The sequence below is a fragment of the Pseudomonas marginalis genome (assembly GCF_001645105.1).
Taxonomy (GTDB): domain Bacteria; phylum Pseudomonadota; class Gammaproteobacteria; order Pseudomonadales; family Pseudomonadaceae; genus Aquipseudomonas; species Aquipseudomonas petroselini.
This window is the reverse complement of the sequence record NZ_LKEG01000060.1, coordinates 140,383-162,742: the sequence shown is the minus strand read 5'-3', so window position 1 is coordinate 162,742 and position 22,360 is coordinate 140,383. Positions and strand designations below refer to the sequence as shown.

Annotated in this window: 21 protein-coding genes; 10 read left to right on the top strand and 11 right to left on the bottom strand. The window is 62.9% G+C overall.

Annotated features, from left to right (window positions below; all coding sequences use genetic code 11):
• Positions 1–136: 136 nt before the first annotated feature.
• Positions 137–1,774 (bottom strand): AMP-binding protein, encoded by a 1,638-nt coding sequence (locus tag AO064_RS28485; RefSeq protein ID WP_064055343.1) that lies wholly within the window; start codon positions 1,772–1,774, stop codon positions 137–139.
• A 149-nt stretch (positions 1,775–1,923) separates the two neighbouring features.
• Here AO064_RS28485 and AO064_RS28480 point away from each other — a divergent pair, with 149 nt between their 5' ends.
• The 4 genes from AO064_RS28480 to AO064_RS28465 are packed head-to-tail and all read left to right on the top strand — an operon-like array spanning position 1,924 to position 7,450.
• Complete coding sequence (locus AO064_RS28480; protein WP_043205557.1) at positions 1,924–3,087, top strand: isovaleryl-CoA dehydrogenase; 1,164 nt, start codon at positions 1,924–1,926, stop codon at positions 3,085–3,087.
• Between the two features lie 11 nt (positions 3,088–3,098).
• Entirely contained in the window at positions 3,099–4,706 is a 1,608-nt protein-coding gene (locus AO064_RS28475) for a carboxyl transferase domain-containing protein (protein WP_064055342.1), read from the top strand.
• A gap of 15 nt (positions 4,707–4,721) precedes the next feature.
• A complete protein-coding gene (locus AO064_RS28470; RefSeq protein WP_046035554.1) occupies positions 4,722–5,528 on the top strand; it encodes a gamma-carboxygeranoyl-CoA hydratase in 807 nt (268 codons plus the stop codon).
• Positions 5,525–7,450, top strand: a complete 1,926-nt coding sequence (locus AO064_RS28465; protein WP_064055341.1) for an acetyl/propionyl/methylcrotonyl-CoA carboxylase subunit alpha — start codon at positions 5,525–5,527, stop codon at positions 7,448–7,450. The genes AO064_RS28470 and AO064_RS28465 overlap by 4 nt, the downstream gene beginning before the upstream one ends.
• On the opposite strand, the gene AO064_RS28460 is transcribed toward AO064_RS28465, so the two are convergent.
• A complete protein-coding gene (locus AO064_RS28460; RefSeq protein WP_064055340.1) occupies positions 7,447–8,079 on the bottom strand; it encodes a LexA family protein in 633 nt (210 codons plus the stop codon). The two genes, AO064_RS28465 and AO064_RS28460, sit on opposite strands and share 4 nt — an antisense overlap.
• Positions 8,080–8,209: 130 nt before the next feature.
• Here AO064_RS28460 and AO064_RS28455 point away from each other — a divergent pair, with 130 nt between their 5' ends.
• On the top strand, positions 8,210–8,560 hold the full coding sequence (locus AO064_RS28455; RefSeq protein ID WP_046035556.1) for a DUF6124 family protein: 351 nt from the start codon (positions 8,210–8,212) through the stop codon (positions 8,558–8,560).
• 465 nt (positions 8,561–9,025) lie between these two features.
• On the top strand, positions 9,026–10,177 hold the full coding sequence (locus tag AO064_RS28450; protein WP_043205559.1) for a M14 family metallopeptidase: 1,152 nt from the start codon (positions 9,026–9,028) through the stop codon (positions 10,175–10,177).
• 122 nt (positions 10,178–10,299) lie between these two features.
• Here the strand turns inward: AO064_RS28450 and AO064_RS28445 are convergent, their stop codons facing one another.
• The gene (locus tag AO064_RS28445) at positions 10,300–10,845 is read right to left on the bottom strand and encodes a cytochrome b (RefSeq protein ID WP_064055339.1); all 546 of its coding nucleotides are present in this window, start codon (positions 10,843–10,845) and stop codon (positions 10,300–10,302) included.
• Positions 10,842–11,924: a catalase family peroxidase gene (locus AO064_RS28440; RefSeq protein WP_064055338.1), complete on the bottom strand. Its 1,083-nt coding sequence runs from the start codon at positions 11,922–11,924 to the stop codon at positions 10,842–10,844. Before AO064_RS28440 ends, AO064_RS28445 begins: the two co-directional genes overlap by 4 nt.
• A gap of 167 nt (positions 11,925–12,091) precedes the next feature.
• Between AO064_RS28440 and AO064_RS28435 the strand changes: the two genes are divergently transcribed.
• Together AO064_RS28435 and AO064_RS28430 are read left to right on the top strand one after the other, a co-directional pair.
• Positions 12,092–12,598 carry a sigma-70 family RNA polymerase sigma factor gene (locus tag AO064_RS28435; protein ID WP_043205560.1) on the top strand — a complete coding sequence of 169 codons (507 nt, stop codon included), beginning with the start codon at positions 12,092–12,094 and terminating at the stop codon, positions 12,596–12,598.
• Positions 12,595–13,332, top strand: a complete 738-nt coding sequence (locus AO064_RS28430; RefSeq protein ID WP_064055337.1) for an anti-sigma factor family protein — start codon at positions 12,595–12,597, stop codon at positions 13,330–13,332. Before AO064_RS28435 ends, AO064_RS28430 begins: the two co-directional genes overlap by 4 nt.
• Here AO064_RS28430 and AO064_RS28425 read toward each other — a convergent pair.
• From AO064_RS28425 to AO064_RS28395, 7 genes are all read right to left on the bottom strand, one after another.
• Positions 13,329–14,291: a Csu type fimbrial protein gene (locus AO064_RS28425; RefSeq protein ID WP_064055336.1), complete on the bottom strand. Its 963-nt coding sequence runs from the start codon at positions 14,289–14,291 to the stop codon at positions 13,329–13,331. The two genes, AO064_RS28430 and AO064_RS28425, sit on opposite strands and share 4 nt — an antisense overlap.
• Positions 14,292–14,296: 5 nt before the next feature.
• Complete coding sequence (locus AO064_RS28420) at positions 14,297–16,654, bottom strand: fimbria/pilus outer membrane usher protein (protein WP_082893999.1); 2,358 nt, start codon at positions 16,652–16,654, stop codon at positions 14,297–14,299.
• 71 nt (positions 16,655–16,725) lie between these two features.
• Positions 16,726–17,514 (bottom strand): fimbrial biogenesis chaperone, encoded by a 789-nt coding sequence (locus tag AO064_RS28415; protein WP_064055335.1) that lies wholly within the window; start codon positions 17,512–17,514, stop codon positions 16,726–16,728.
• Positions 17,515–17,539: 25 nt separating this feature from the next.
• Complete coding sequence (locus AO064_RS28410) at positions 17,540–18,028, bottom strand: Csu type fimbrial protein (protein ID WP_064055334.1); 489 nt, start codon at positions 18,026–18,028, stop codon at positions 17,540–17,542.
• A 2-nt stretch (positions 18,029–18,030) separates the two neighbouring features.
• Positions 18,031–18,573, bottom strand: coding sequence for a Csu type fimbrial protein (locus AO064_RS28405; RefSeq protein ID WP_064055429.1), 543 nt, complete (start codon positions 18,571–18,573; stop codon positions 18,031–18,033).
• 18 nt (positions 18,574–18,591) lie between these two features.
• Positions 18,592–19,134, bottom strand: coding sequence for a Csu type fimbrial protein (locus AO064_RS28400; RefSeq protein WP_015884701.1), 543 nt, complete (start codon positions 19,132–19,134; stop codon positions 18,592–18,594).
• Positions 19,128–19,625 (bottom strand): Csu type fimbrial protein, encoded by a 498-nt coding sequence (locus AO064_RS28395; protein ID WP_064055333.1) that lies wholly within the window; start codon positions 19,623–19,625, stop codon positions 19,128–19,130. The genes AO064_RS28400 and AO064_RS28395 overlap by 7 nt, the downstream gene beginning before the upstream one ends.
• 215 nt (positions 19,626–19,840) lie before the next feature.
• On the opposite strand from AO064_RS28395, the gene zapE reads away from it, so the two are divergent.
• Positions 19,841–20,935 carry a cell division protein ZapE gene (zapE, locus tag AO064_RS28390; protein ID WP_064055332.1) on the top strand — a complete coding sequence of 365 codons (1,095 nt, stop codon included), beginning with the start codon at positions 19,841–19,843 and terminating at the stop codon, positions 20,933–20,935.
• Positions 20,936–20,974: 39 nt separating this feature from the next.
• A complete protein-coding gene (locus AO064_RS28385; protein WP_064055428.1) occupies positions 20,975–22,267 on the top strand; it encodes a protein kinase in 1,293 nt (430 codons plus the stop codon).
• Positions 22,268–22,360 lie beyond the last annotated feature (93 nt).

The window sequence follows — 22,360 nt, the reverse complement described above, 5'->3', positions numbered from 1 at the left end:
TAAAAAAAGAGCACGCAACGACAAATTAAAGGGGACCCTCGGGTCCCCTTTGTGCTTTCTGCGTTTCGTTCATGTGTTGATTCACTGCAGCCAACATGTGAGGGAGCAAGCCCCCTCCCACATGGGTTCTGTGGTGTTACTGAGACTGCGTGCGCAGCTCTTCGATGGAGATTTCGCGCATGCGGAATTTCTGGATCTTGCCCGTGACCGTCATGGGGAATGCCTCCACGAACTTGAAGTGCTTGGGCGTCTTGAAGTGCGCAATGCGGCCCTTGCACCAGGTTTGCAGCTCAAGCTCATTGGCCACATGGCCGGGATGGAACTTGATCCAGGCGACGATGGCTTCACCGTAGCGCTCATCCGGAATGCCGATGACCTGCACATCCGCCACCGCCGGGTGGGTGAAGAAAAACTCCTCCAGCTCACGCGGGTACACGTTCTCGCCGCCGCGAATGATCATGTCTTTGTTGCGCCCGGCGATGCACACGTAGCCGTGGGCGTCCATGCTCGCCAGGTCACCGGTGTGCATCCAGCCGGCGTCGTCGATGGCCTCGCGGGTGGCGTCGGGGTTGGTCCAGTAGCCGAGCATCACGCTGTAACCACGGGTGCACAACTCGCCGATCTCGCCACGCGCAATCGTATTGCCATCGGCGTCGATGATCTTGTTTTCCAACTGCGGCTGGGTGCGCCCGACGGTGGTCACGCGGCGTTCCAGGTCGTCATCCGCTCCGGTTTGCAAGGACACCGGGCTGGTCTCAGTCATGCCGTAGGCAATCTGCACCTCGCTCATGTGCATCTCGCTGATGACCCGGCGCATCACTTCGATGGGGCACGTGGCGCCGGCCATGATGCCGGTGCGCAGGGTGGACAGGTCAAAGTCGCGCAGGCGTGGGTGATCGAGCATGGCGATAAACATGGTGGGCACGCCGTACAGGCCAGTGGCGCGCTCCTCGGCGACGGCGGTGAGGGTCAGCAGCGGGTCGAAGCCGTCATTCGGGTAGATCATGGTGGTGCCGTGGGTGATGCAACCGAGGTTGCCCATGACCATGCCGAAGCAGTGATACAACGGCACCGGGATCACCAGGCGGTCCTGCGCGGTGAGGCCCAGGCTTTCGCCGACCATGTAGCCGTTATTGAGGATGTTGTGGTGGCTGAGGGTGGCACCTTTGGGAAAGCCAGTGGTGCCGGAGGTGTACTGGATATTCACCGGTTGATCGAAATGCAGAGCGGCCTGGCGGGCATGCAGTTGCTCGAACGGGATGCCTGCACCGCGCGCTGCCAGCTGCGACCAGGGCAGGAATCCCGGTGGCGGGTTAGGGTCGAGGCTGATCATGCCGCGCAGGTCCGGCTTCAGCGCCTGCAGCATCGCGTGGTAATCGGAAGTCTTGAACGACCCGGCACACACCAGCCACTGGCAGCCGGACTGCTTGAGCACGTAGTCCAGTTCACTGCTGCGGTAGGCCGGGTTGATATTGACCAGGATGACCCCGAGCTTGGCGCTGGCGATCTGGCTGATGCACCACTCGGCGCAATTGGGCGCCCAGATACCCAGGCGATCGCCGGCCTGCATGCCCAAGGCAAGAAAAGCGCGGGCGTGTACATCCACCGCCTCGGCCAACTGCCGCCAGGTGTAGCGAAGCTGCTGGTGGCGCACCACCAGGGCCTCGCCGTCAGGATGCTGCGCAACCGTGCTATCAAAGGCCTGGCCGATGGTCATGGCCAGCAAGGCTTTGTCCTGAGGGCCACGACTGTAGCTCTGATTCGATTGATCCATAACGACCCCTGTTGTCTTTTTTGTAGGTTGACGTAAACGTAAACTACGATTGACAGCGCCGCAACGCAAGCTTACGTTAACGTAAAGGTGAGCGCCCTCCCCTGGCGCGCCCTCCACACAAAAACAATGCTCACATTAAGGTGCCTGTCATGAGTTACCCGTCCCTGAACTTCGCCCTCGGTGAAACCATCGACATGCTGCGCGACCAGGTGCAGTCCTTCGTGGGCAAGGAAATCGCGCCCCGCGCGGCCCAGATCGACATCGACAACCTGTTCCCCGCCGACCTGTGGCGTAAGTTCGGCGACATGGGCCTGCTGGGCATCACCGTGCCGGAAGAGTACGGCGGCGCCGGCCTGGGTTACCTGGCCCACGTGGTGGCGATGGAGGAGATCAGCCGGGGCTCGGCGTCAGTGGCGCTGTCCTACGGCGCGCATTCCAACCTATGCGTGAACCAGATCAACCGCAACGGCAACCACGAACAAAAACTCAACTACCTGCCCAAACTCATCAGCGGCGAACACGTCGGCGCCCTGGCCATGAGTGAGCCGAATGCCGGCTCCGATGTGGTTTCGATGAAACTGCGCGCCGATAAACGCGGCGATCATTACGTGCTCAACGGCAGCAAAACCTGGATCACCAACGGCCCCGACGCCAGCACCTATGTGATCTACGCCAAGACCGACCTGGAAAAGGGCCCTCACGGCATCACCGCGTTCATTGTCGAGCGCGACTGGAAAGGCTTCAGCCGCAGCAACAAGTTCGACAAACTGGGCATGCGCGGCTCCAACACCTGCGAGCTGTTTTTCGATGACGTGCAAGTGCCGCAGGAAAACATCCTCGGCGTGCTCAATGGCGGCGTCAAAGTGCTGATGAGCGGCCTCGACTACGAGCGCGTGGTGCTGTCCGGCGGCCCCACCGGGATCATGCAGGCGTGCATGGACCTGATCGTGCCCTACATCCACGACCGCAAGCAGTTCGGCCAGAGCATCGGCGAATTCCAGCTGATCCAGGGCAAGGTCGCCGACATGTACACCCAACTCAACGCCAGCCGCGCCTACCTCTACGCGGTGGCCCAGGCGTGCGAGCGTGGCGAGACCACGCGCAAGGACGCGGCCGGGGTGATCCTCTACAGCGCCGAACGCGCCACGCAAATGGCCCTTGATGCCATCCAGATCCTGGGCGGCAATGGCTATATCAATGAATTCCCGGCCGGGCGCCTGCTGCGTGACGCCAAATTGTATGAGATCGGCGCCGGCACCAGTGAGATCCGCCGGATGCTGATCGGTCGCGAACTCTTCAACGAAACCCGCTGAAGGAGCGCACCATGGCCACCTTGCACAGCCAGCTCAACCCACGCTCGGCGGAGTTTGCCGCCAACAGCGCGGCGATGCGCCAACAGGTCGACGCCCTGCACACCCTGCTCGCCCACGTGCAACAAGGCGGCGGCGCCAAGGCCCAGGAGCGGCACACCTCGCGCGGCAAACTGCTGCCTCGCGAGCGCATCAATCGTTTGCTCGACCCCGGCTCGCCGTTTCTTGAACTCAGCCAACTGGCCGCCCATCAGGTGTACGGCGAAGACGTACCGGCGGCGGGGGTGATCGCCGGGATCGGCTGCGTGGAAGGCGTCGAATGCATGATCGTCGCCAACGACGCCACGGTGAAAGGCGGTTCCTACTACCCGCTCACGGTCAAAAAACACCTGCGCGCGCAGACCATTGCCGAGCAGAACCGCCTGCCGTGCATCTACCTGGTGGACTCCGGCGGCGCCAATCTGCCGCGCCAGGACGAAGTGTTTCCCGATCGCGAGCATTTCGGCCGGATCTTCTTCAACCAAGCCAACATGAGCGCCCAAGGCATTCCGCAGATCGCCGTGGTGATGGGCTCGTGCACTGCCGGTGGCGCGTATGTGCCGGCGATGGCCGACGAAGCGATCATGGTGCGCAACCAGGCCACCATCTTCCTCGCGGGCCCGCCGCTGGTGAAAGCCGCGACCGGTGAAGTGGTCAGCGCCGAAGACCTCGGCGGTGCCGATGTGCACTGCAAGGTCTCCGGCGTGGCCGACCACTATGCCGACAGCGATGAACACGCATTGGCGCTGGCCCGCCGCAGCGTGGCCAACCTCAATTGGCGCAAACAGGGCGAGTTGCTGCAACGCCCGCCCGTGGCGCCGTTGTACAGCAGCGAAGAGCTCTACGGGGTTATCCCGGCCGACGCCAAGCAGCCCTTTGATGTGCGCGAAGTGATCGCACGCCTGGTCGACGGTTCAGTGTTCGATGAGTTCAAGGCGCTGTTTGGGACCACCCTGGTGTGCGGTTTTGCGCACTTGAACGGCTACCCGATTGCGGTCCTGGCCAACAACGGGATTCTGTTCGCCGAAGCCGCGCAAAAAGGCGCGCACTTTATCGAGCTGGCCTGCCAGCGCGGCATTCCCCTGTTGTTCCTGCAGAACATCACCGGCTTCATGGTCGGCCAGAAGTACGAAGCCGGTGGCATCGCCAAGCACGGCGCCAAGCTGGTCACCGCAGTGGCCTGCGCCAAGGTGCCGAAGTTTACGGTGATCATCGGCGGCAGCTTTGGCGCGGGTAACTACGGCATGTGTGGCCGCGCCTACGACCCACGTTTCCTGTGGATGTGGCCGAATGCACGCATTGGCGTGATGGGCGCCGAGCAGGCGGCCGGTGTGCTGGTGCAGGTCAAGCGCGAGCAAGCCGAACGCGCGGGCGTGGAATTCAGCGCCGAAGAAGAGGCGGCAATCAAGCAGCCGATCCTCGACCAGTACGACACCCAGGGCCACCCCTACTATTCCAGCGCGCGCCTGTGGGACGACGGCGTAATTGACCCGTTGCAGACCCGTGACGTGCTGGCACTGGCCTTGTCCGCCTCGCTGAATGCCCCCATCGAGCCGAGCCGCTTCGGCGTGTTCCGCATGTAAATGGAGCCGTACCCCATGAGCGATTTCAATACCCTCGAACTGATCACCGACAGCCGTGGTTTTGCCACGCTGTGGCTTAGTCGTGAAGCCAAGAACAACGCGTTCAATGCCGAGATGATCCGCGAACTGATCATCGCCCTCGACCAGGTGCAAGGCGATCCGTCCCTGCGTTTTCTGGTGCTGCGCGGGCGCGGCAAACACTTCAGCGCCGGTGCCGACCTGGCCTGGATGCAGCAATCGGCCGAGTTGGACTACCACACCAACCTGGACGATGCCCGCGAACTGGCGGAGCTGATGTACAACCTGGCCAAGCTGAAAATCCCGACCCTCGCAGTAGTGCAAGGCGCAGCCTACGGTGGCGCGCTGGGCTTGATCAGTTGCTGTGACATGGCAATTGGCGCGGATGACGCGCAGTTCTGCCTGTCGGAAGTACGCATCGGCCTGGCGCCGGCCGTGATCAGCCCGTTCGTGGTGCAAGCCATCGGCGAACGCGCGGCGCGGCGCTATGCCCTGACCGCCGAGCGCTTTGGCGGCCAACGCGCGCGGGACATCGGTTTGCTGGCAGAGAGTTACCCGATTGGCGAGCTGGACCGTCAGGTCGAACAGTGGATCGCCAACCTGCTGCACAACAGCCCGGCGGCGATGCGCGCCAGCAAGGACTTGCTGCGCGAAGTGGGCAACGGCGCCCTCACCCCGGCCTTGCGCCGCTACTGCGAAAACGCCATTGCGCGCATTCGCGTGAGCGCCGAGGGCCAGGAAGGCTTGCGCGCCTTCCTGCAAAAACGTCCACCGAGCTGGCAGCCTCAGGAGCCGCGGTCATGACAACATTGACGACCGTGCTGGTGGCCAACCGAGGCGAGATTGCCTGCCGGGTGATGCGCACCGCCAAGGCGATGGGCCTGACCACCGTGGCGGTGCACAGCGCCATCGACCGCGACGCGCGTCACAGTCGCGAGGCGGATATTCGTGTCGATCTGGGGGGCAGCAAGGCCACTGACAGTTACCTGCAAATCGACAAACTGATCGCCGCCGCCCAGGCCAGCGGCGCCCAGGCGATTCATCCGGGTTACGGTTTTTTGTCGGAGAACGCCGGGTTTGCCCGCGCCATTGAAGCCGCTGGCTTGATCTTCCTCGGCCCCCCCGCCTCGGCGATCGATGCCATGGGCAGCAAGTCGGCGGCCAAGGCCATGATGGAAACCGCCGGTGTGCCGCTGGTGCCGGGTTACCACGGCGAAGCCCAGGACCTGGACACCTTCCGCGCCGCCTGCGAACGCATCGGCTACCCCGTGCTGCTCAAGGCTACAGCCGGTGGCGGCGGCAAAGGCATGAAGGTGGTCGAGGACGTCAGCCAATTGGCCGAGGCGCTCGCGTCGGCCCAGCGTGAGGCGCTGTCGTCCTTCGGCAATGGGCAGATGCTGGTGGAAAAATACCTGCTCAAGCCGCGTCATGTGGAGATCCAGGTGTTTGCCGACCAGCATGGGCATTGCCTGTACCTCAATGAACGCGACTGCTCGATCCAGCGTCGCCACCAGAAGGTGGTCGAGGAAGCACCCGCGCCGGGGTTGAGCGTTGAACAACGCAAGGCCATGGGCGACGCTGCCGTGCGTGCAGCACAGGCCATTGGGTATGTCGGCGCCGGTACGGTGGAGTTTTTGCTGGACGCGCGCGGCGAGTTCTTCTTCATGGAGATGAACACGCGGCTGCAGGTGGAGCATCCCGTGACCGAGGCGATCACCGGACTGGATTTGGTGGCCTGGCAGATTCGTGTCGCCCAGGGCGAGGCCTTGCCGATCACCCAGGAGCAGGTGCCGCTGATCGGCCATGCAATCGAAGTGCGACTGTATGCCGAGGACCCCGCGAATGATTTCCTGCCGGCCACCGGGCATCTCGCGCTGTACCGCGAATCCACGCCGAGGCCGGGCTGCCGGGTGGACAGTGGCGTCGAGCAAGGCGACAGCGTGTCGCCCTTCTACGACCCCATGCTCGGCAAGCTGATTGCCTGGGGCGAGGACCGTGAACAGGCGCGGCTGCGGTTGCTGGGCATGCTGGATGAGTTTGCCGTGGGCGGACTGAAGACCAACCTGGGCTTTTTGCGGCGCATTATCGGGCATCCGGCGTTCGCGGCGGCCGAGTTGGATACCGGGTTTATTCCGCGTTATCAGGACGAGTTGCTGCCGGCGCCCGGGGAACTGGGCGATGAATTCTGGCAAGCCGCAGGCGCGGCCTACATCCAGAGTTTGCCGCCGGGTGAAGGGCCTTGGGCGGATAAGCGTGGGTTTCGTGCTGGGTTGCCGGCCGAGGTTTCACTGCATTTGAGCTGTAACGGCCAGGATCGACTGGTTACTCTGGCCGCGGACGGCGCCCAGTTACGCGGCGAACAGCTGCTGATCGAGCAACAGGGCGTGCGTCGCAGCCATTTGGCGGTGCGCCATGGCCACACGGTGTATCTGCGCTGGGACGGCGAGATGCAGGCGGTAACGCTGTTCGACCCGATTGCAGCGGTCGAGGCCAACCAGTCCCAACAAGGCGGTCTTACCGCGCCGATGAACGGCAGCATCGTGCGGGTGCTGGTGGAGGTGGGACAAAACGTGGAGGCCGGCACGCCACTGGTGGTCCTGGAGGCCATGAAGATGGAACACAGTATCCGCGCGCCCCAGGCTGGAGTGGTCAAGGCGCTGTTCTGCCAGGAAGGTGAAATGGTTGCAGAAGGTTGCGCGCTGGTGGAGCTCGAAACGGCTGGCTAGAACTTCGCCGTGGCTTGAACCACCACGCCGAGGATGCGGCATTCGTCAGTGAACAGCCGTTTCGGGTAGGTGGGATTGAGCGGCACCAGGTAAAGCTGGCCGCTCTCTTCCAGCAACTGGCGGAAGGTCGCGTGTGGGCTCTCGGCCCATTGGGCGACCACCAGCTTGCCGGGCTCGGCCGCGATGGCCGGGTCTACCAGGATCATCATGCCCGCACTGACACTCAGACCGCTGGGGGCGGTCATGGCATCGCCTGTGACCGGCAGCCAAAAGGCGTCGCCCTGGGCGTGATAATCCGTCAGTTCAAAGCGGGACACGCCATAAGGCGCCCGTTCTTCGCGCACCTCGCACACCCCTCTCCAATCGCTGACCGGGTAGCGGTAATACGGGTTGTAGTTTTTCTCCGGTGGGGCTTTCTCGGCCCGCTCGCGGATATCCAGTGCGACTTCAAGGTACCCCAGCCCCAGCGCCGCCAGGACCCGGTTCATGTCCACCAGGCTTGGCGCCCGCCGTTTGTTGAGCCAATGGCCAACGCCGCCCTGGGACATGCCCAAGCGCTCGGCCAACTCCCCTTGTGTGACCTTGCGGTCTTCCATGTTGGTCCTGACCAACGCAATCCAGTTATCCATGGGGCTGACAATACGTCATGGAGTTTTCAGGGCAATAAACAGTTTGTAGTAATCCATAAAACGACATAAATACGATACGTACTATCATCGGACATAAGGTTTTCGACACCCATCCGGAGTACCGCCCCCCATGACGACCAGCCCCAACTTCCTGCCTGAAACCGCTGAAGACACTGAACTGCACGACCTGCGCCATAGCGGTGCCGCCAAGCGCGCGCTGGACTTTTACTTGAAAGAAGATAGTTCGGAATCATTTCCGGATGGAGCCCTATTCACCCTCAAGCCAGGCATCAGCCAGGAGGAAGCCCTGATACACGCTTCAGACCTGCTGCGCAGCGCCGCGGCCACCGCCTATGAATCAGCAAGCAGCCATCAGGGCAATCATCGTGACCTGGCGTTTTCAGTGGTGTATTTGATTGATATGGCGAAGGCGATGGTGGAGCGGTCGTTGCAGGTGCCAGTGGCTCAGGCAAACGGGTAACCGGCGCGGAAGAAAAATATTTCTATCTCACGGATAAAAACATTTGACTTGCAAATGATAATGATTATTATTGGGCTCAGCTGATCGCGAGATCAGTCGATAGACCAAGGGACCTTAGGTCGGACTCTTGGAATATCTCCTCATCAGGCTAATCACGGTTTTTGACCCGGCTCTTTGGCCGGGTCTTTTTTTTGCCGGTTTCCCCGGCATGGCTTCAGGCTAATGAAGACTGTGTGTTGCTCGATGGCGCGCATGGTAGCAAAAGACCATCGCCGAAAGAAAGTCGGTCGAGCGCTCTGGCTCACATCTTTGCGAAATAGCGCTTGAGAATCAATCTCATAGATTCTAAGCTGCGGCGGCGTCACGGATGACGCCCCCCCTCCCCCAGCAACAATTTTGCGTCCAGCCTTTACCAGACTCCTGTGTAATATGGCGCCACAACACTCATATTCAGGCACCCAGACTATGACCGTGGCCTTGACCTCCATCAAAATCAGCACCGACTTCGACAGTGGCAATATCCAGGTACTGGATGCCCACGATGCCTATCAGTTGTTGCTGGCAATCAAACCCGACACGCGCAGCCCACACTTCCAGTGGTTCCACTTCAAGGCCGAAGGCATGCACGTGGGCCACACCCACACGTTCCGCCTGAGCAACGCGAGCAAGTCTTCCTACCCGCACGCGTGGAGCGGCTACAACGCCGTGGCCTCTTATGACCATATCAACTGGTTCCGGGTGCCTTCGCGCTTTGATGGGGAAATCCTGCACATCAGCCTCGAAACCCGCGAGAAACACGCGTGGTTTGCCTACTTCGAGCCCTACAGCCGCGAGCGCCACGACGCATTGATCGACAAGGCCCTGAGCCGTGCCGGCACGAAGCTGCTGGCCACCGGTAAAAGTGTCGAAGGCCGTGATATCCAACTGTTACGTCGCGGCAAAGGCGGCGAAGGCCGCCGCAAGATCTGGATCATCGCCCAACAGCATCCTGGCGAGCACATGGCCGAATGGTTTATGGAGGGCATCATCGAACGCCTGCAGCAGGACGGTGACGCCGAGCTGAAAAAACTGCTGAAAGTCGCCGACCTGTACCTGGTGCCCAACATGAACCCAGACGGCGCCTTCCACGGTCACCTGCGCACCAACGCCATGGGCCAGGACCTTAACCGTGCCTGGCAGAGCGCCAGCCAGGAGATCAGCCCGGAAGTGCTGTTCGTACAGCAGCAAATGGAAACGTACGGCGTCGACCTGTTCCTCGATATCCACGGTGACGAGGAAATTCCCTACGTGTTCACCGCGGGCTGCGAGGGTAACCCCGGTTATACCCCGCGCATCGAGGCGTTGGAAAAACACTTCCGTGGCCACCTGAGCGCGCTGACCCGCGACTTCCAGACCACCTACGGCTACACCCGCGACCTGCCGGGCGAAGCCAACATGACCCTGGCGTGCAATGCGGTAGGCCAACAATACGACTGCCTGTCGCTGACCCTGGAAATGCCATTCAAGGATAACGACGACGCGCCCGACCTGCACACCGGCTGGTCAGGCAAACGCTCGATGCAGTTGGGCAAGGACGTGTTGAGTACGGTTGCTGATATCGTCGACGTCCTGCGCTGAGGTTGTGGATTGCTTGCGTGGGGCTGCTTAGCGGCCCCAATCCTGGCACGGCGATGCTTCAGAGGCATCGGCTGGGCCTATTTTGGGGCTGCTTCGCAGCCCAGCGCGAGCAAGCTCGCTCACTACAGGGAGTGTTTGGAGCCGGTCATGCTTTGCAGCACGCCATCGCGTCGGACCAGCCCATGGAACAGCGCCGCCGCCAGGTGCAAGAGCACCGTCAGGAACAACAGGTAGGCGAGAAACCCGTGGGCCTTGCGCAGCACCGCGAACAGCGGCGCATTCGCCCCCACCAGCGCCGGCAACTGCACCGAACTGCTGAGCATCACCGGGTCGCCGGCCGCCGAAATCATTGCCCAGCCCAGCAGCGGCAGCACCAGCATCAAGGCATACAGCACCAGATGGGACGCCTTGGCCGCCAGCATTTGCCACAACGGCAAGTCGGCTGGCAACGGCGGTTGGCGGGTGGAAAAACGCACCACCAACCGCACGATCACCAACGCCAGAATCGCAATACCCAGCGGCTTGTGCAGGTGGATCAACCACTCATGCCGCTCCGACACCGAAGCCGCCAGGCCCGCGCCGATAAACAGCATGGCGATGACCATCAGCGCCATCAGCCAGTGCAACAGACGCGCCAAGGGGGCGAAAAACCGGGGTTGGGCATTCATGGCTTCGACTCCTGAGGGGCGCTATGCAACGGGCTGACTTCACCGGCACGGCGCAGGTACGAGCTCGCGTACGCTGCTGAACGTGCCGCCAGCAGGGGGTCATTGGAGGCTTCAATGCCACTGGGCAAAATCAGCGGATCAAAGTTGATATCACGGCAAGCACCGTCCGCTTGCGGCTGGCTGCTTTGCAACACCAGGGTGCCGGCGTTGATGACCTTATGCTCGCCGGTCCAGGCCTTGCTCGCATCGTCCAACGGGTCGCCGGGGTTGGCCAGGGTCATGTTTAACTGCCAACGCAGCGGCCCGGTAGACAGGCGTTGCACCAAGTCTTTCTCGAGGAAATCACTCCCCGCTGGCGCGGTATCGCCCGGTGCGTCTTGACTCAGGGGTACGACGCCCCAACGCACGGCCTGGCGCTTGCCATCGGCACCCACCAGGTAAAACGCGTTGATACCGTTGTAGGTTTCGGTCGCATAACTGGCCGAAGGCTTGGCGGTCTTGACCCATGCCAGAAACGACGCGGTCTCGGGATGGGCGGCAAAGAACGCTGGCATACTCGCCGGGTTCGGTTTGCCGGTGGCGGGCTCCGGTGCGCCGGCCTTGAGCATTTGGTAGAACGCCTCGGGCGTGCCCACCGGGAACACCGGCATGCTGTTCATGCCGGTGCGCCACTGCTGGCCGTTGGCCTGGCTGAATTGCACGGCAAAACTGCGGATCGGTACACTGCTGTCCGGCGCATAGGGGTTGCCGCTGGGCAACGCAAACCGACCGATCAGCGGGGTCTTGGCCGCGCTGAACACCTCGGCGCTGGAGTAGGCCCGGGCTTCGGCACTGCTCTCGAAATACCCCGCCACGCACACGCCCTTGGCATGGTTACGTCGGAAGCCGGGGTGCACGCCATTGTTGGTTTCCAGGGCGTTGACCAAGGTTTTCGGGCGCAGGCGCTGTGGGTCGAGGGTGCCATTGACGTAGGCAAATGCCCCCGCCACAACCGCAACCACGGCACCGATACCCGCCAGGCGCGCGATCAGGCTCGCAGTGCTCAACGGGGGACGGGGCGGTGATGAGTGATCTACCATGAAGAAACTCCAGGGCCAAAGGCCTTAGGGGTGAACATAAGGTCGGAGCATTAAGACGAACGCCGATCCGCTCTATTCCCGGGCCGTGGATTTATTTCCCAACACAGGGAATAACCTTCAACGCCGCACGTCTCTCTAATCCCAGCGTAGTGACCTGCCAGACGCCCATGCATGAACTCGACGAACAGTTACGTGAACTCATCCCCAGGCTACGGCGCTTTGCCGTGTCCCTGACCCGTAACGCCAGCAGCGCCGACGACCTGGTGCAGTCGACCCTGGAGCGGGGGATCATCAGTTGGGCCGATAAACGCATCGAAGGCGACTTGCGCGCCTGGCTGTTCTCGATCCTCTACCGACAATTCCTCGATGCCCACCGCCGCACCCGGCGCTACGCACGCATGCTGGAGTTCTTCACCGGACGCGACGATGTGCAACCGTCGGTGGAACGCACGGTGATCGCCCAGTCGACCCTGCAAGCCTTCGATCAACTCAGCACCGAGCAGCGCGCGCTGCTGCTGTGGGTCTCCGTCGAAGGCTTGAGCTACAAGGAGGTCGCCGAGATCCTCGAGGTGCCCATCGGTACCGTGATGTCGCGCCTGTCGCGGGCACGCCAAGCCCTGCGTCAACTCAGTGATGGCGAAATTGCCAGCCCTTCCCTGCGGAGACTCAAATGATCAGCCTGCCCCCCAGCGAACGCGATTTGCATGCCTACGTCGATCATCAACTGCTGGAGAGTGATCGCCGTGTGCTGGAAACCTATTTGGCCGCCCACCCGGACGTTGCGGCCCAGGTCCACGCCTGGCAGCACGATGCACAGTTGCTGCGCGCGGCATTGGGCGGTGCGCTGCAACAGCCGGCCAACCCGGACTTGGACCCGGCGCTCATCCGCCAACGCATCAAGCGCCAATCGCGTCGCCACGTCGCCACCGCAGCCGTGCTGCTGATCGCCGTCGGCCTCGGCGGCCTCGGCGGCTGGCAAGCCCGTGAAGCCACCCAACCGCCCCTGCTGCCAATGGCCGACGCGATGCAGGCGTTCCGCTTGTTTGCCCAGGACGGCATCATGCCCGCCGACTACAAGGTCCAGGGCGACGGCACGATGCAGGCCTGGCTCGACCGCTACTTCAACCAGGCGCACCGCCTGCCTGACTTGAGCGCATCGGGCTTCACGCCGGTCAGCGGGCGCTTGCTCACCACCGAGCAAGGCGCGGCGGCCATGGTGCTGTACGAAGACCGGCAAGGGCGGCGCATCAGTTTCTACATCCGTCCACCCGGTCCCGAAAACGGCTTCCTGCCCCGTGGCAGCCGCAGTGCCGATGGCTTGCAGACCCAATACTGGTCCGGCGCCGGCTACAACTATGCGGTGGTCAGCCCGGTGGGTCAGCCCACACCACCGATGCAGACGTTCTAAAAGCCCACGTCGAGTACCACGTTGTCGAGATAGGTACCGGCGGGTGGGGTGTTCTGGTCGGTGTAGACCCTGGCGTTGTAGTTGAACACCTGGCTACCGGTGCCCAGGCCGTTGCCGGGGTTGATTTCGGCGGTGGAGCTGTCGCGACGCGCTGCGCCCACGCTGCCCCAGCGGGTGGTCCCGGCGCTTTTGAATATATCGTAGGCCAGGTAGTTGCCGCCGGACACCATGCGCCGTCGCCCGCCCACGCTGAGCGGGTTCTGGCCGTCACTCAGGCCGACGCTGTAGGCGCTGCCTTTGGTGCAGGAAATGCTGGTCTGCCCGGTCACGGTGGAGAACCCACTGACAACCGGCGCGCTGCCAAAGCTGATATTGGGCGCGGTGATCTGGCAGTCATTGGTGACGGTCATGCTCACGGTCAACGCTGCCGTGCCGCTGCCGATGTCGCGGCCCAGGCAGATACCTCCAATGCCGATCCCCGAGCAGTAGTTCCAGTTCCAGGCAATGTTCAAGGTCTCGGTGTACAACCCCGCAGCAACGTTGCTGCCGGTGATGCTGCTCACGTACAGCGGGACGGTTTTTGTCCCAGGCCCCGCGATCAAACCGATGCCTTGGGCAATCCCCCCGGCACCACCGAATTCAAATTGGGTGCCTCTGGTTATCGGGAAACTGGTGCTGTTGCTGCCGTAAATCGTATAGCCGATGACATCGCCGGTTGGCCCGACCATCCCGGTCTTGGATGAGGTGATCGTCGCGTAGAAGTGGTCGGTGGACACCAGCAGCGAAATCAACGCCGAGGTGCAGCTCAACCCTGCGTTGGCCGTCGAACTGGCCTGCGCCGCCGTGCGCACCGTCATCGAGCTGATCGAACCGAAACTCGCCGGCGTCGTGGTCACCACCGAACACAGCGCCATGGCCTGGCCCGAAAACACTACGCCCACGACACACAGCCACCCCATTCCTCTCATTGGCACACCAACGGCCCGATCAGCGGCACATCCTGTTGTTGCTCATCGATATCAAACCGCGCCTGGCAGGTACGCCCTTCGCCCAGCGTGACGTGCAGGGTGTTATGCCCCGAGAGATTTTCCAGGTACACCAGGCCATCCCAGCCAACCACCGCCTGCTGGTTGCTTTGCTCGTGCACCACCAGGCTGCCCAGGGGCAACTCCTGATGCTGGGTGTCCACCAGGGTGACGCTGGCCGCGAGTACCCGGCGCAATGGAAACTCCAGCAGGTAGCCGCTGCCACGCCGCACCGACACACGCTGTTCCACATTCGGGCTCTGCACGTTGAGCGGCAGGTTCAGCGGATCGATTTCATACTTGGCGCGGTAATACGCGCTGCTCCACGGCACCAGAAGATGGCCGTTGCGGTCGGTTTCACCCACCAACTGGTTCTCGTAGCGCACCGGAATCCCGGCGAATCCCTGGGTACTCACCACCACAAAGGCATCGTTGATGCGGTTGGCGGCAAAGGCGTCGCCGCCCATCCACACCAGCGAGCCGCTGGCATCCGCCCAACGCGTCTCGGCATCGCTGCTGCCGTATACGCCAGCCCGCAACTGCACCGATTGCAAGCGCCACGTCAGGTCGGCCTGCCGGTACGCCGGGCCAGCGCCCTGGGCATAACCGAGGTTGTAGCCTACCCCGCCTTCGCTGGGCACCGCGTGGCTGTAGTTGAGGCGCTGGCGGCTGGCGCCCTCCTTGCTGCGCTCGGTGCTCAGGGCCAGGCTGCCGTTGAGATCAAACGGAATCACCAGTTGCGCCTGCATCGCCCAGTTGCTGTCGCCGATCTCACGGTTGGCCGACAGGTAGAAACTGGTGTTGCGCCACAGCGGTTTACTCCAGCTCAGGTTGAGCAGGCGCGTGCGCGAATCGTCCGCCGCCTGCACGTCGAAATACCCCACACCCAGGCTGCCGAAACGCTCAAGGTTGAGGCTCAGGGTTACCTGCTCGCTGCGCTTGCTGAGGCTGGCGTAAGGCGTGTCGACCAGGGTCAGGTCGGCGTACGCTTCGTGTCGCTCCACCCGCTGATAGGACAGGCTGTAGCGCGTGCTGTTGTACTGATAACCCAGGCTCAGTTGCTGGCCGGTGTGGCCTTCGAACTGGCTTTGACTGACGGCCGTGTTGAGCACGCCGAAGTTGCCCAGCCGCAGGTTGCCGCCCAGGCCGCCCAGGGTCAGGTCGCTGGACGCTTCGGCATGGGTTTCCAAGGTCAGGTTGTCGGAATACCCATAACGAAAGGTGCCGCTGGCCACACCCGACCCATAGGCAAAATCCTTCAGGGCGTACTCCCGGCGCAAGGTACCGGCGGCCACCGAGAAATCCGTCAGGCCCTGTTGCAGCAACGTGCTGGTCACATAGAACGGCACGGTGGTCGAGACCTGGCGACCCAGGGCGTCGGTGGTCACCACCACGGCTTCGCCCGCTCCGTTGATAAACGGCACATTGGTCAGCGTGTAAGGCCCTGGTTGCAACAGTGCGCTGTCGGACTTGTAGCCGTTGATAAACAGGTCCACCGACGATGGCACCGCAGCCTCACCGGCAAATTGCGGCAAAGGATAGGTCACCAGGTCCGGGCGCACCGCAAAGTCCCGCGACAGTTGCACGCCGCCCAGGCGCACCGAACTGCTCCAGGGCAAGGCGCCGCTGATCACGTCACCGGCCTCGTAGGTCAGCAGCTGCTCATCATCGGAGAAACGCCAGGTGGTGTCGTAGCGCCGGTAGCCGTTGTTCAGCGTACTGCTGCCGACCCCATCGGCCAGGGTCTGGCGGTACTGACCGGTATTGGACAAGGTGCCCCAGTTGTCGAACAGGCGCACTTCGTTCCAGGCGGCGAGGTAGCTGCCGCCTTCGTCGGTGTCGTTGAAATACAGGTCATAGTTGAGCAAGGCGCCGAAGCTGCTCATCGCCTGGGTACGCGGATAGGTGTTGCGGTTGCCGATGAATTGCGCCTGCAGCCACGACGGTGGCACATCCAGCAACAGGCGCTGGCCATGGCTGTCGTACTCGCTGTGCAGGCCGGGGATCTGGTCCAGCGCCACACTCCCACTCGGTTCACCGGGCAGCTTCATGCCCACATCCTGCAGCGCACTGGCCGGCACGTAGAGTTGCCCGGCCCGTTGATCGACCGCAATAACAAGGCCGGTGTCCATCTGGTTGACCACCAACTCCAGAAACAACTGTGCATCGGCGACAGCCTCCATACTGCTAGGGGGCGGTGGCAGGTCGCCAGCCACGCCTGGAAGCGCAATCATTGCGCCGCCCAGCCCGCTTACCACCGACAGCCATATACCACGAGCCAGACCACGACTCATCATGGCGTTGTGTCCTTCAATGGACATCTCCATCCGTTTAAAACCCGGGGCTTCCCAGCCCCGCTACCCTGCGGTTACCGCTTCGGCGCCAGGTTCTCCAACTGCGGCGCACCGTTGATCCTGACCTGCAGCGGCTGGTCGGCCGACAACGTATCCGGCACCGGCCAGCGCATGGTTGCGCCCGGCAGTACGTAGCCCAACAGGCCGTCCACCAACGGCCGCGTCTGCCCACCCTGCTTGAATGACGCATCGGTGAGGCGCGCATGCACGGCGCCCTGGTTGCGCACTTCGATGTAGTTGCGCCCTGCCACCGTGACCTTGTGCCAGCTCAGCTCCGGTTTGCCGGCGCCCTTGGGGTCGCGCTGGCGCGTGCTGTCTTCCTTGCTCCACAGGCCCGCGCCGTAGGCAAACAGCGGCACTGAATAACGCATCTGAAAGCGGATCGCCGCCGCCGTGTTCTTGCCTTCCGGCGGCGTGGGCACCTGCAAGGGTGAAGGGATTTCATCGATGATGATGCGGTAGGCCAACTCTTGCCCCGGCGGCACTTCACGGGTGCGGGTCAGGCGTACCAGTTGTTTCTGCCCCGGCTCGATCCGCGCCACGGGCGGGCTGCCAATCACCTCGCGCTGGTTTTGGTATTGCTCGTCGAAGCCGCTCTGGCTCCAGGCAAAGACGCGAATCTGCAAGCTCGCGGTTTCGGTCCCACGGTTTTCCAGCCACAGTGCGCTGGCCTGTTGATCGGCCTCCAGCACCGGATCGATGGGCCAGATCAGCACCGAGCTGGCCGCTTGCACTAGCCCTGCCGTGCACGCGGCACTCAAGGCAAGACCCGCGGCCCACAGCCGCCGGGAAGGTGAACGCATAACCCCACTCCTTATACCAATAGCCTTACCACGTCAGCTGCACTTGCAGCGTGTCGCTGTACGTCCCCCCAGGCTGATTGCCCGGCAACTGCACCCGCCCGTAGATCGGCAGGCTGATGGTGTTCGCATCGCTGTAAGCCACGTTGACGCTCTGGCCGATCCCCAGGCTCTGGCTGAACGCCGCATCCCGAAATAACTGATACGCCACCCGCGCACTGCCGCTGCTGTGCTGCAAATTACGCCCGGTGCTGCCGTGCAACCCACCGTCGACGCTCATGCTCAGGGCCACCCCCGGCGTGCATTGCAACGTGACGCCCGCTGCCAGCGCCGCCGTGACGGTGCTGGTCGCCAGGGCCGAATGACTGCCGTAGGTCAGCGCGCCGTAATTGGAGCTCCCGCCCACAATCAGGCAGCCAGGGGTGATGGTTGCGCTCACCTGGAAGCTCTGGCTGGTCACCGCCGATAACGGCAGCGGCACCGCCAGCGCACAGGCCAGCAACGCTCTGAACCACATCGCTAGAACGTCAGTTCCACGGCCACGGTGTCGGTGTAGGTGCCTGCCGGCAGCCCCGCCTTGCCCACCGCCCGACCGTAGAGGCTGACGGTCTGCGCCACGCCGGTACTGGCGGCGAGGGTGATCACGCCGTCGATCGCCAACAACGCGGAGTGGCCGCTGTCGGTGTAGAAGTCGTAGGGCACGAAGTTGCCCGCACCGTCGGCCAGCGCACGGCTGCCGCCTGGGGAAGCGCCGTCATGCGCACCGGCGCGCACCTTGACGGCTGGCGTGGTGCCACTGGAACACAGGATCGACAATCCGCCACCCGTGCCGGTACCGCCGAGCAACTGCGCATCGGCGTTGGTGAACAGGCTGTTGGTGGTGCCGAAGTTCAAGCTACCGAAGTTCAGGCCGGTGGCCGCTCCAGAGCCGTTGACCTGGCAGCTGGAGATCAATATCAGGCTGGACGTGATCTGCCCGGTCACCGTGGTTGCCGCGTTGAGGCTGGAGGCCATCGCCAGGCCCAGCGCGCAAACGCCTAATCGAGAAACAAGTACATGCATGGTTTCCATCCTCTTGAGTTACCAGTCCAGTGTCACCGTCAACGTGTCGGTGTAGATCCCTGCCGGTAAGGCACTGGTATTTGCGACCACGGAGCCAAACACCGGGATCGGTATCTGGGTGCCCTTGGCCACGACAAAATTGTGTTGCTGCCCGATGCTGTAGGTGCTGTGACCCTGCGGGTCGGCGGACAGGCGATAAGGAATCATCTGGCGCCCATTGCTCAGGCGCCGGGTGGTGCCATCGCCGTTGGTACCGCCGTCGATGGTCACGGTGAAGCTCGAGACCGAGGGGTTGCACGACACCGCCAATGGCGCCTTGTCGCCCGCGGTGACGCCAGCGCCCAGCGGGTTGCTCCAGGTCGGTCCTTGGCTGCCGAAGTCGAGCATCGCCGTGCCGCCGGTGGGGTTGACCGGCGCGCTTTCAACCCCTTTGCTCACTTCGCAACTGGCGGTGATCACCAGCCGCGCCTGGATCAGCCCGGTGGCGGCAGCCGCCTGCGCGTCATCCGCCAGCACCAGCAGGCCGCCCATGACCACCAGGGCCATGCAGCGGCTTACCATGTCACCGTCACCTTGAGCAGGTCGGTGTAGCGGCCGACGGCGGGGATGTCTTTGAGCGGCTCAATGCGGCCGTAAAGCGGCAGGTCAACAAAGCCTGCGTCCGGCACCCGGCCGCTCAGCGGCACGTCCACCGGCAACGGCACGCGCCGCGCGGCGTCGGCATATAGGCGATAGGGAATGGGTTGGGTCGAAGGGGTGGCGCTCAGGTAGCGCACCTCACCGGTGCCGCCATGCAGGCCACCGTCCACGCGCACTTGATACGGCGTGTCGGGGTTGCACTCCAGGCGCGGCTGGCGCTGGCTGATCAACGCCGCACTCAAGGGCCCGGCCGGGTCGTTGAGACGCGCGCCGCTGCCGAAATCCAAGATACCCAGTTGCTCGATGCCAGCCTCGCGGGTGGTACCCACCAACTGACAGCCCCGCTGCACGTCGATACGCACCTCCACCTGGAGTTGTGCGCCGTAAGCCGTGCTGCAGAGCGTCGCGCCCATGACTGCCAATACTGCTCGTCCCTTCACTGCCCCAAATCCTTGTACAGGGATTACTCCTTTGTAGGAGGTTAGACACTCAGCGAGAAACTGCCAGTCTGGACAGGATTACCTTCGTGACAGGCTTTTTCGAGATAGCGGGCAACGCCCTTCTCTATTGGTCAAAACGCGGCGAGCGCCCTAAAGTGAGCAACCACTGAACTATAGAGTGACTTGCATTGGCCGCGCTTTCCCTGATCCGTCGCCTGCTCGGTAAACACACCGCCCCCCTCGACGCCTCGCCCCTCCCCGCGTTCTTTCAGCAAAAGGCCGAGCAACAGGGTTACACCCTCAGCACTGGTCAAACCCGAGCCATTGCAGCATTGGCCCGGGAAACCCAGCACTTGCTCGCCGGCCAACCCGCCCGCAGCCTGTACCTGCATGGACCAGTGGGGCGCGGCAAAAGCTGGCTGCTGGACGGGTTTTTCCAGGCGTTGCCGATTGCGCAGAAGCAGCGCGTGCACTTCCATGACTTTTTCGCCCAACTGCATCGCGACATGTTCACCCACCGTGAACAGGACGATGCCCTGGCCGTGGCCCTCGATGAACGGCTGGCAGATTGCCAGGTGCTGTGTTTCGACGAATTCCACGTCCACGATATCGGCGATGCCATGCTGATCACGCGGCTGTTCAAGGCCTTGTTCGAGCGCGGTGTGCTGGTGCTGGTGACGTCCAACTATGCGCCGCGAGGCTTGCTGCCCAACCCCCTGTACCACGAGCGATTCAAGCCGGTGATCGACCTGATCGACGCGCGCATGGAGGTGCTGGAGGTCAGCTCGCCGCAGGACTTTCGCAGCCTGCCCCAGGCGCAGAGCGCACAACGTTTTACCAGCGGTCAGTACGTATGGCCGGGAACCGTAAGCCAGCGTGCAGCACTCGATCTGCCCGCTGCGGACTGCCCGCCCCAGCCCTTGGCCGTCGGCCACCGGACCCTGATGTGCCGGCGCCACGCGGGACGCAGCGTTGCCTTCACGTTCAACGACCTGTGCGAACAACTCACGGCGGTCATGGACTACCTGCTGCTGTGCCAGGACTACGATCACTGGGTCATCGACGGCCTGCCTCAACTGGCGGAGTGTCCGATTGCCGTGCAACAGCGTTTTATCAACTTGGTGGACGTGCTCTACGACCGGGACAAGCACCTGGTGCTTATCGGTGAGCAGCCCCTCGACATCGCCTTGGGCGGCCACGCCATCGACCTCGCCCGTTCTGCCAGCCGTCTCGGGCAGTTGCAACAGACCTGCCCGCAACCGGTGCCCGACCCGGTATCATGAGCGCCATTTACGCCTTCTTGCCGAGTGACCGCGCCGTTCATGAATACCCTCGCCCAACTCAAGGCCGGCCAATTGGCCGGCATCACGCGCCTGGACCTGTCCTGCGGGCTGACCGAATTCCCCCGGGAAATCTTCGAACTGGCCGACTCCCTGGAAATCCTCAACCTCAGCGGTAACGCCCTGAGCCGCCTGCCCGACGACCTGCACCGCCTGCCGCACCTGCGCGTGCTGTTCTGCTCGGACAACCTGTTCACCGAGCTGCCGGCCAGCCTGGGCCAGTGCGCCAAGCTGAGCATGATCGGCTTCAAGGCCAACCGGATCAGCCACGTGCCCGCCGCCGCATTGCCGCCCCTGCTGCGCTGGCTGATCCTGACCGATAACCGCATCAGCCAGTTGCCGAGTGAATTGGGCGAACGGCCACTCCTGCAAAAGCTGATGCTGGCCGGCAACGAGCTGACGCACCTGCCGGAAAGCTTGGCCAACTGCCACAACCTCGAATTGCTCCGCATTGCCTCCAACCGCTTCACCCGGCTACCGCAGTGGCTGCTGACGCTGCCCAGCCTGACCTGGCTGGCCTATGCCGGTAACCCGGTGGAAATGGCCGTCGAGGTGGCGGGCGATGAGACTACCGCGAATATTCCCTGGTCCGACCTGGCACTGGCCGAAGTCCTCGGCGAAGGCGCTTCCGGCGTCATCCGTAAAGCGCTGTGGAAACCGTCGGGCAAAGCCGTTGCCGTCAAACTGTATAAAGGCAGCATCACCAGCGACGGCTCGCCACTGCACGAAATGCAGGCCTGCATTGCCGCCGGCTTGCACCCCAACCTGATCAAGGTCGAGGGCCGCGTTGTCGGCCACCCTGACGACCAGGCCGCACTGGTGATGGAGCTGATCGACCCGAGCTACCGCAACCTCGCGGCCTTGCCGAGCCTGGCCTCGTGCACACGCGACATCTACGAAGCGGGCGCTTGCTTCAGCCTTGAAGTGGCGTTGCGCATGGCACGCGGGGTCGCGTCGGTAGGCGCGCATCTGCATCGGCATGGCATCACCCATGGCGACCTGTATGGCCACAATATCCTCTGGAATGAAGCGGGGGACTGCCTGCTGGGGGATTTTGGCGCGGCGTCGTTCCATGCCACGGCGGAAACCCTGGAGACCAAAGCGTTGCAGCGTATTGAAGTGCGGGCGTTCGGCGTGTTGCTGGGGGAGTTGTTGGAGCGGGTGGAGGATCAGGTGAGTGATGGACTGGTCGCGCTGCAAATAAGCTGCTGTCAGCCCGATGTATTGGCGCGGCCGGGGTTCGATGAAATCGAATCACTGCTGAACCGGGGCTGAAACCCAATCCAAATGGGGGAGCTGGCTTGCCTGCGATGTCGGCGGGTCAGCTACAACCAAGCTGACTGACAGACCGCTGTCGTCACATAGAGC

Bases quoted from the DNA above. Each gene is read 5' to 3' on its own strand.
- AO064_RS28485 (WP_064055343.1), bottom strand. From the start codon at position 1,774: ATGGATCAATCGAATCAGAGCTACAGTCGTGGCCCTCAGGACAAAGCC.
- AO064_RS28480 (WP_043205557.1), top strand. From the start codon at position 1,924: ATGAGTTACCCGTCCCTGAACTTCGCCCTCGGTGAAACCATCGACATG.
- AO064_RS28475 (WP_064055342.1), top strand. From the start codon at position 3,099: ATGGCCACCTTGCACAGCCAGCTCAACCCACGCTCGGCGGAGTTTGCC.
- AO064_RS28470 (WP_046035554.1), top strand. From the start codon at position 4,722: ATGAGCGATTTCAATACCCTCGAACTGATCACCGACAGCCGTGGTTTT.
- AO064_RS28465 (WP_064055341.1), top strand. From the start codon at position 5,525: ATGACAACATTGACGACCGTGCTGGTGGCCAACCGAGGCGAGATTGCC.
- AO064_RS28460 (WP_064055340.1), bottom strand. From the start codon at position 8,079: ATGGATAACTGGATTGCGTTGGTCAGGACCAACATGGAAGACCGCAAG.
- AO064_RS28455 (WP_046035556.1), top strand. From the start codon at position 8,210: ATGACGACCAGCCCCAACTTCCTGCCTGAAACCGCTGAAGACACTGAA.
- AO064_RS28450 (WP_043205559.1), top strand. From the start codon at position 9,026: ATGACCGTGGCCTTGACCTCCATCAAAATCAGCACCGACTTCGACAGT.
- AO064_RS28445 (WP_064055339.1), bottom strand. From the start codon at position 10,845: ATGAATGCCCAACCCCGGTTTTTCGCCCCCTTGGCGCGTCTGTTGCAC.
- AO064_RS28440 (WP_064055338.1), bottom strand. From the start codon at position 11,924: ATGGTAGATCACTCATCACCGCCCCGTCCCCCGTTGAGCACTGCGAGC.
- AO064_RS28435 (WP_043205560.1), top strand. From the start codon at position 12,092: ATGCATGAACTCGACGAACAGTTACGTGAACTCATCCCCAGGCTACGG.
- AO064_RS28430 (WP_064055337.1), top strand. From the start codon at position 12,595: ATGATCAGCCTGCCCCCCAGCGAACGCGATTTGCATGCCTACGTCGAT.
- AO064_RS28425 (WP_064055336.1), bottom strand. From the start codon at position 14,291: ATGGGGTGGCTGTGTGTCGTGGGCGTAGTGTTTTCGGGCCAGGCCATG.
- AO064_RS28420 (WP_082893999.1), bottom strand. From the start codon at position 16,654: ATGATGAGTCGTGGTCTGGCTCGTGGTATATGGCTGTCGGTGGTAAGC.
- AO064_RS28415 (WP_064055335.1), bottom strand. From the start codon at position 17,514: ATGCGTTCACCTTCCCGGCGGCTGTGGGCCGCGGGTCTTGCCTTGAGT.
- AO064_RS28410 (WP_064055334.1), bottom strand. From the start codon at position 18,028: ATGTGGTTCAGAGCGTTGCTGGCCTGTGCGCTGGCGGTGCCGCTGCCG.
- AO064_RS28405 (WP_064055429.1), bottom strand. From the start codon at position 18,573: ATGCATGTACTTGTTTCTCGATTAGGCGTTTGCGCGCTGGGCCTGGCG.
- AO064_RS28400 (WP_015884701.1), bottom strand. From the start codon at position 19,134: ATGGTAAGCCGCTGCATGGCCCTGGTGGTCATGGGCGGCCTGCTGGTG.
- AO064_RS28395 (WP_064055333.1), bottom strand. From the start codon at position 19,625: ATGGGCGCGACGCTCTGCAGCACGGCTTACGGCGCACAACTCCAGGTG.
- AO064_RS28385 (WP_064055428.1), top strand. From the start codon at position 20,975: ATGAATACCCTCGCCCAACTCAAGGCCGGCCAATTGGCCGGCATCACG.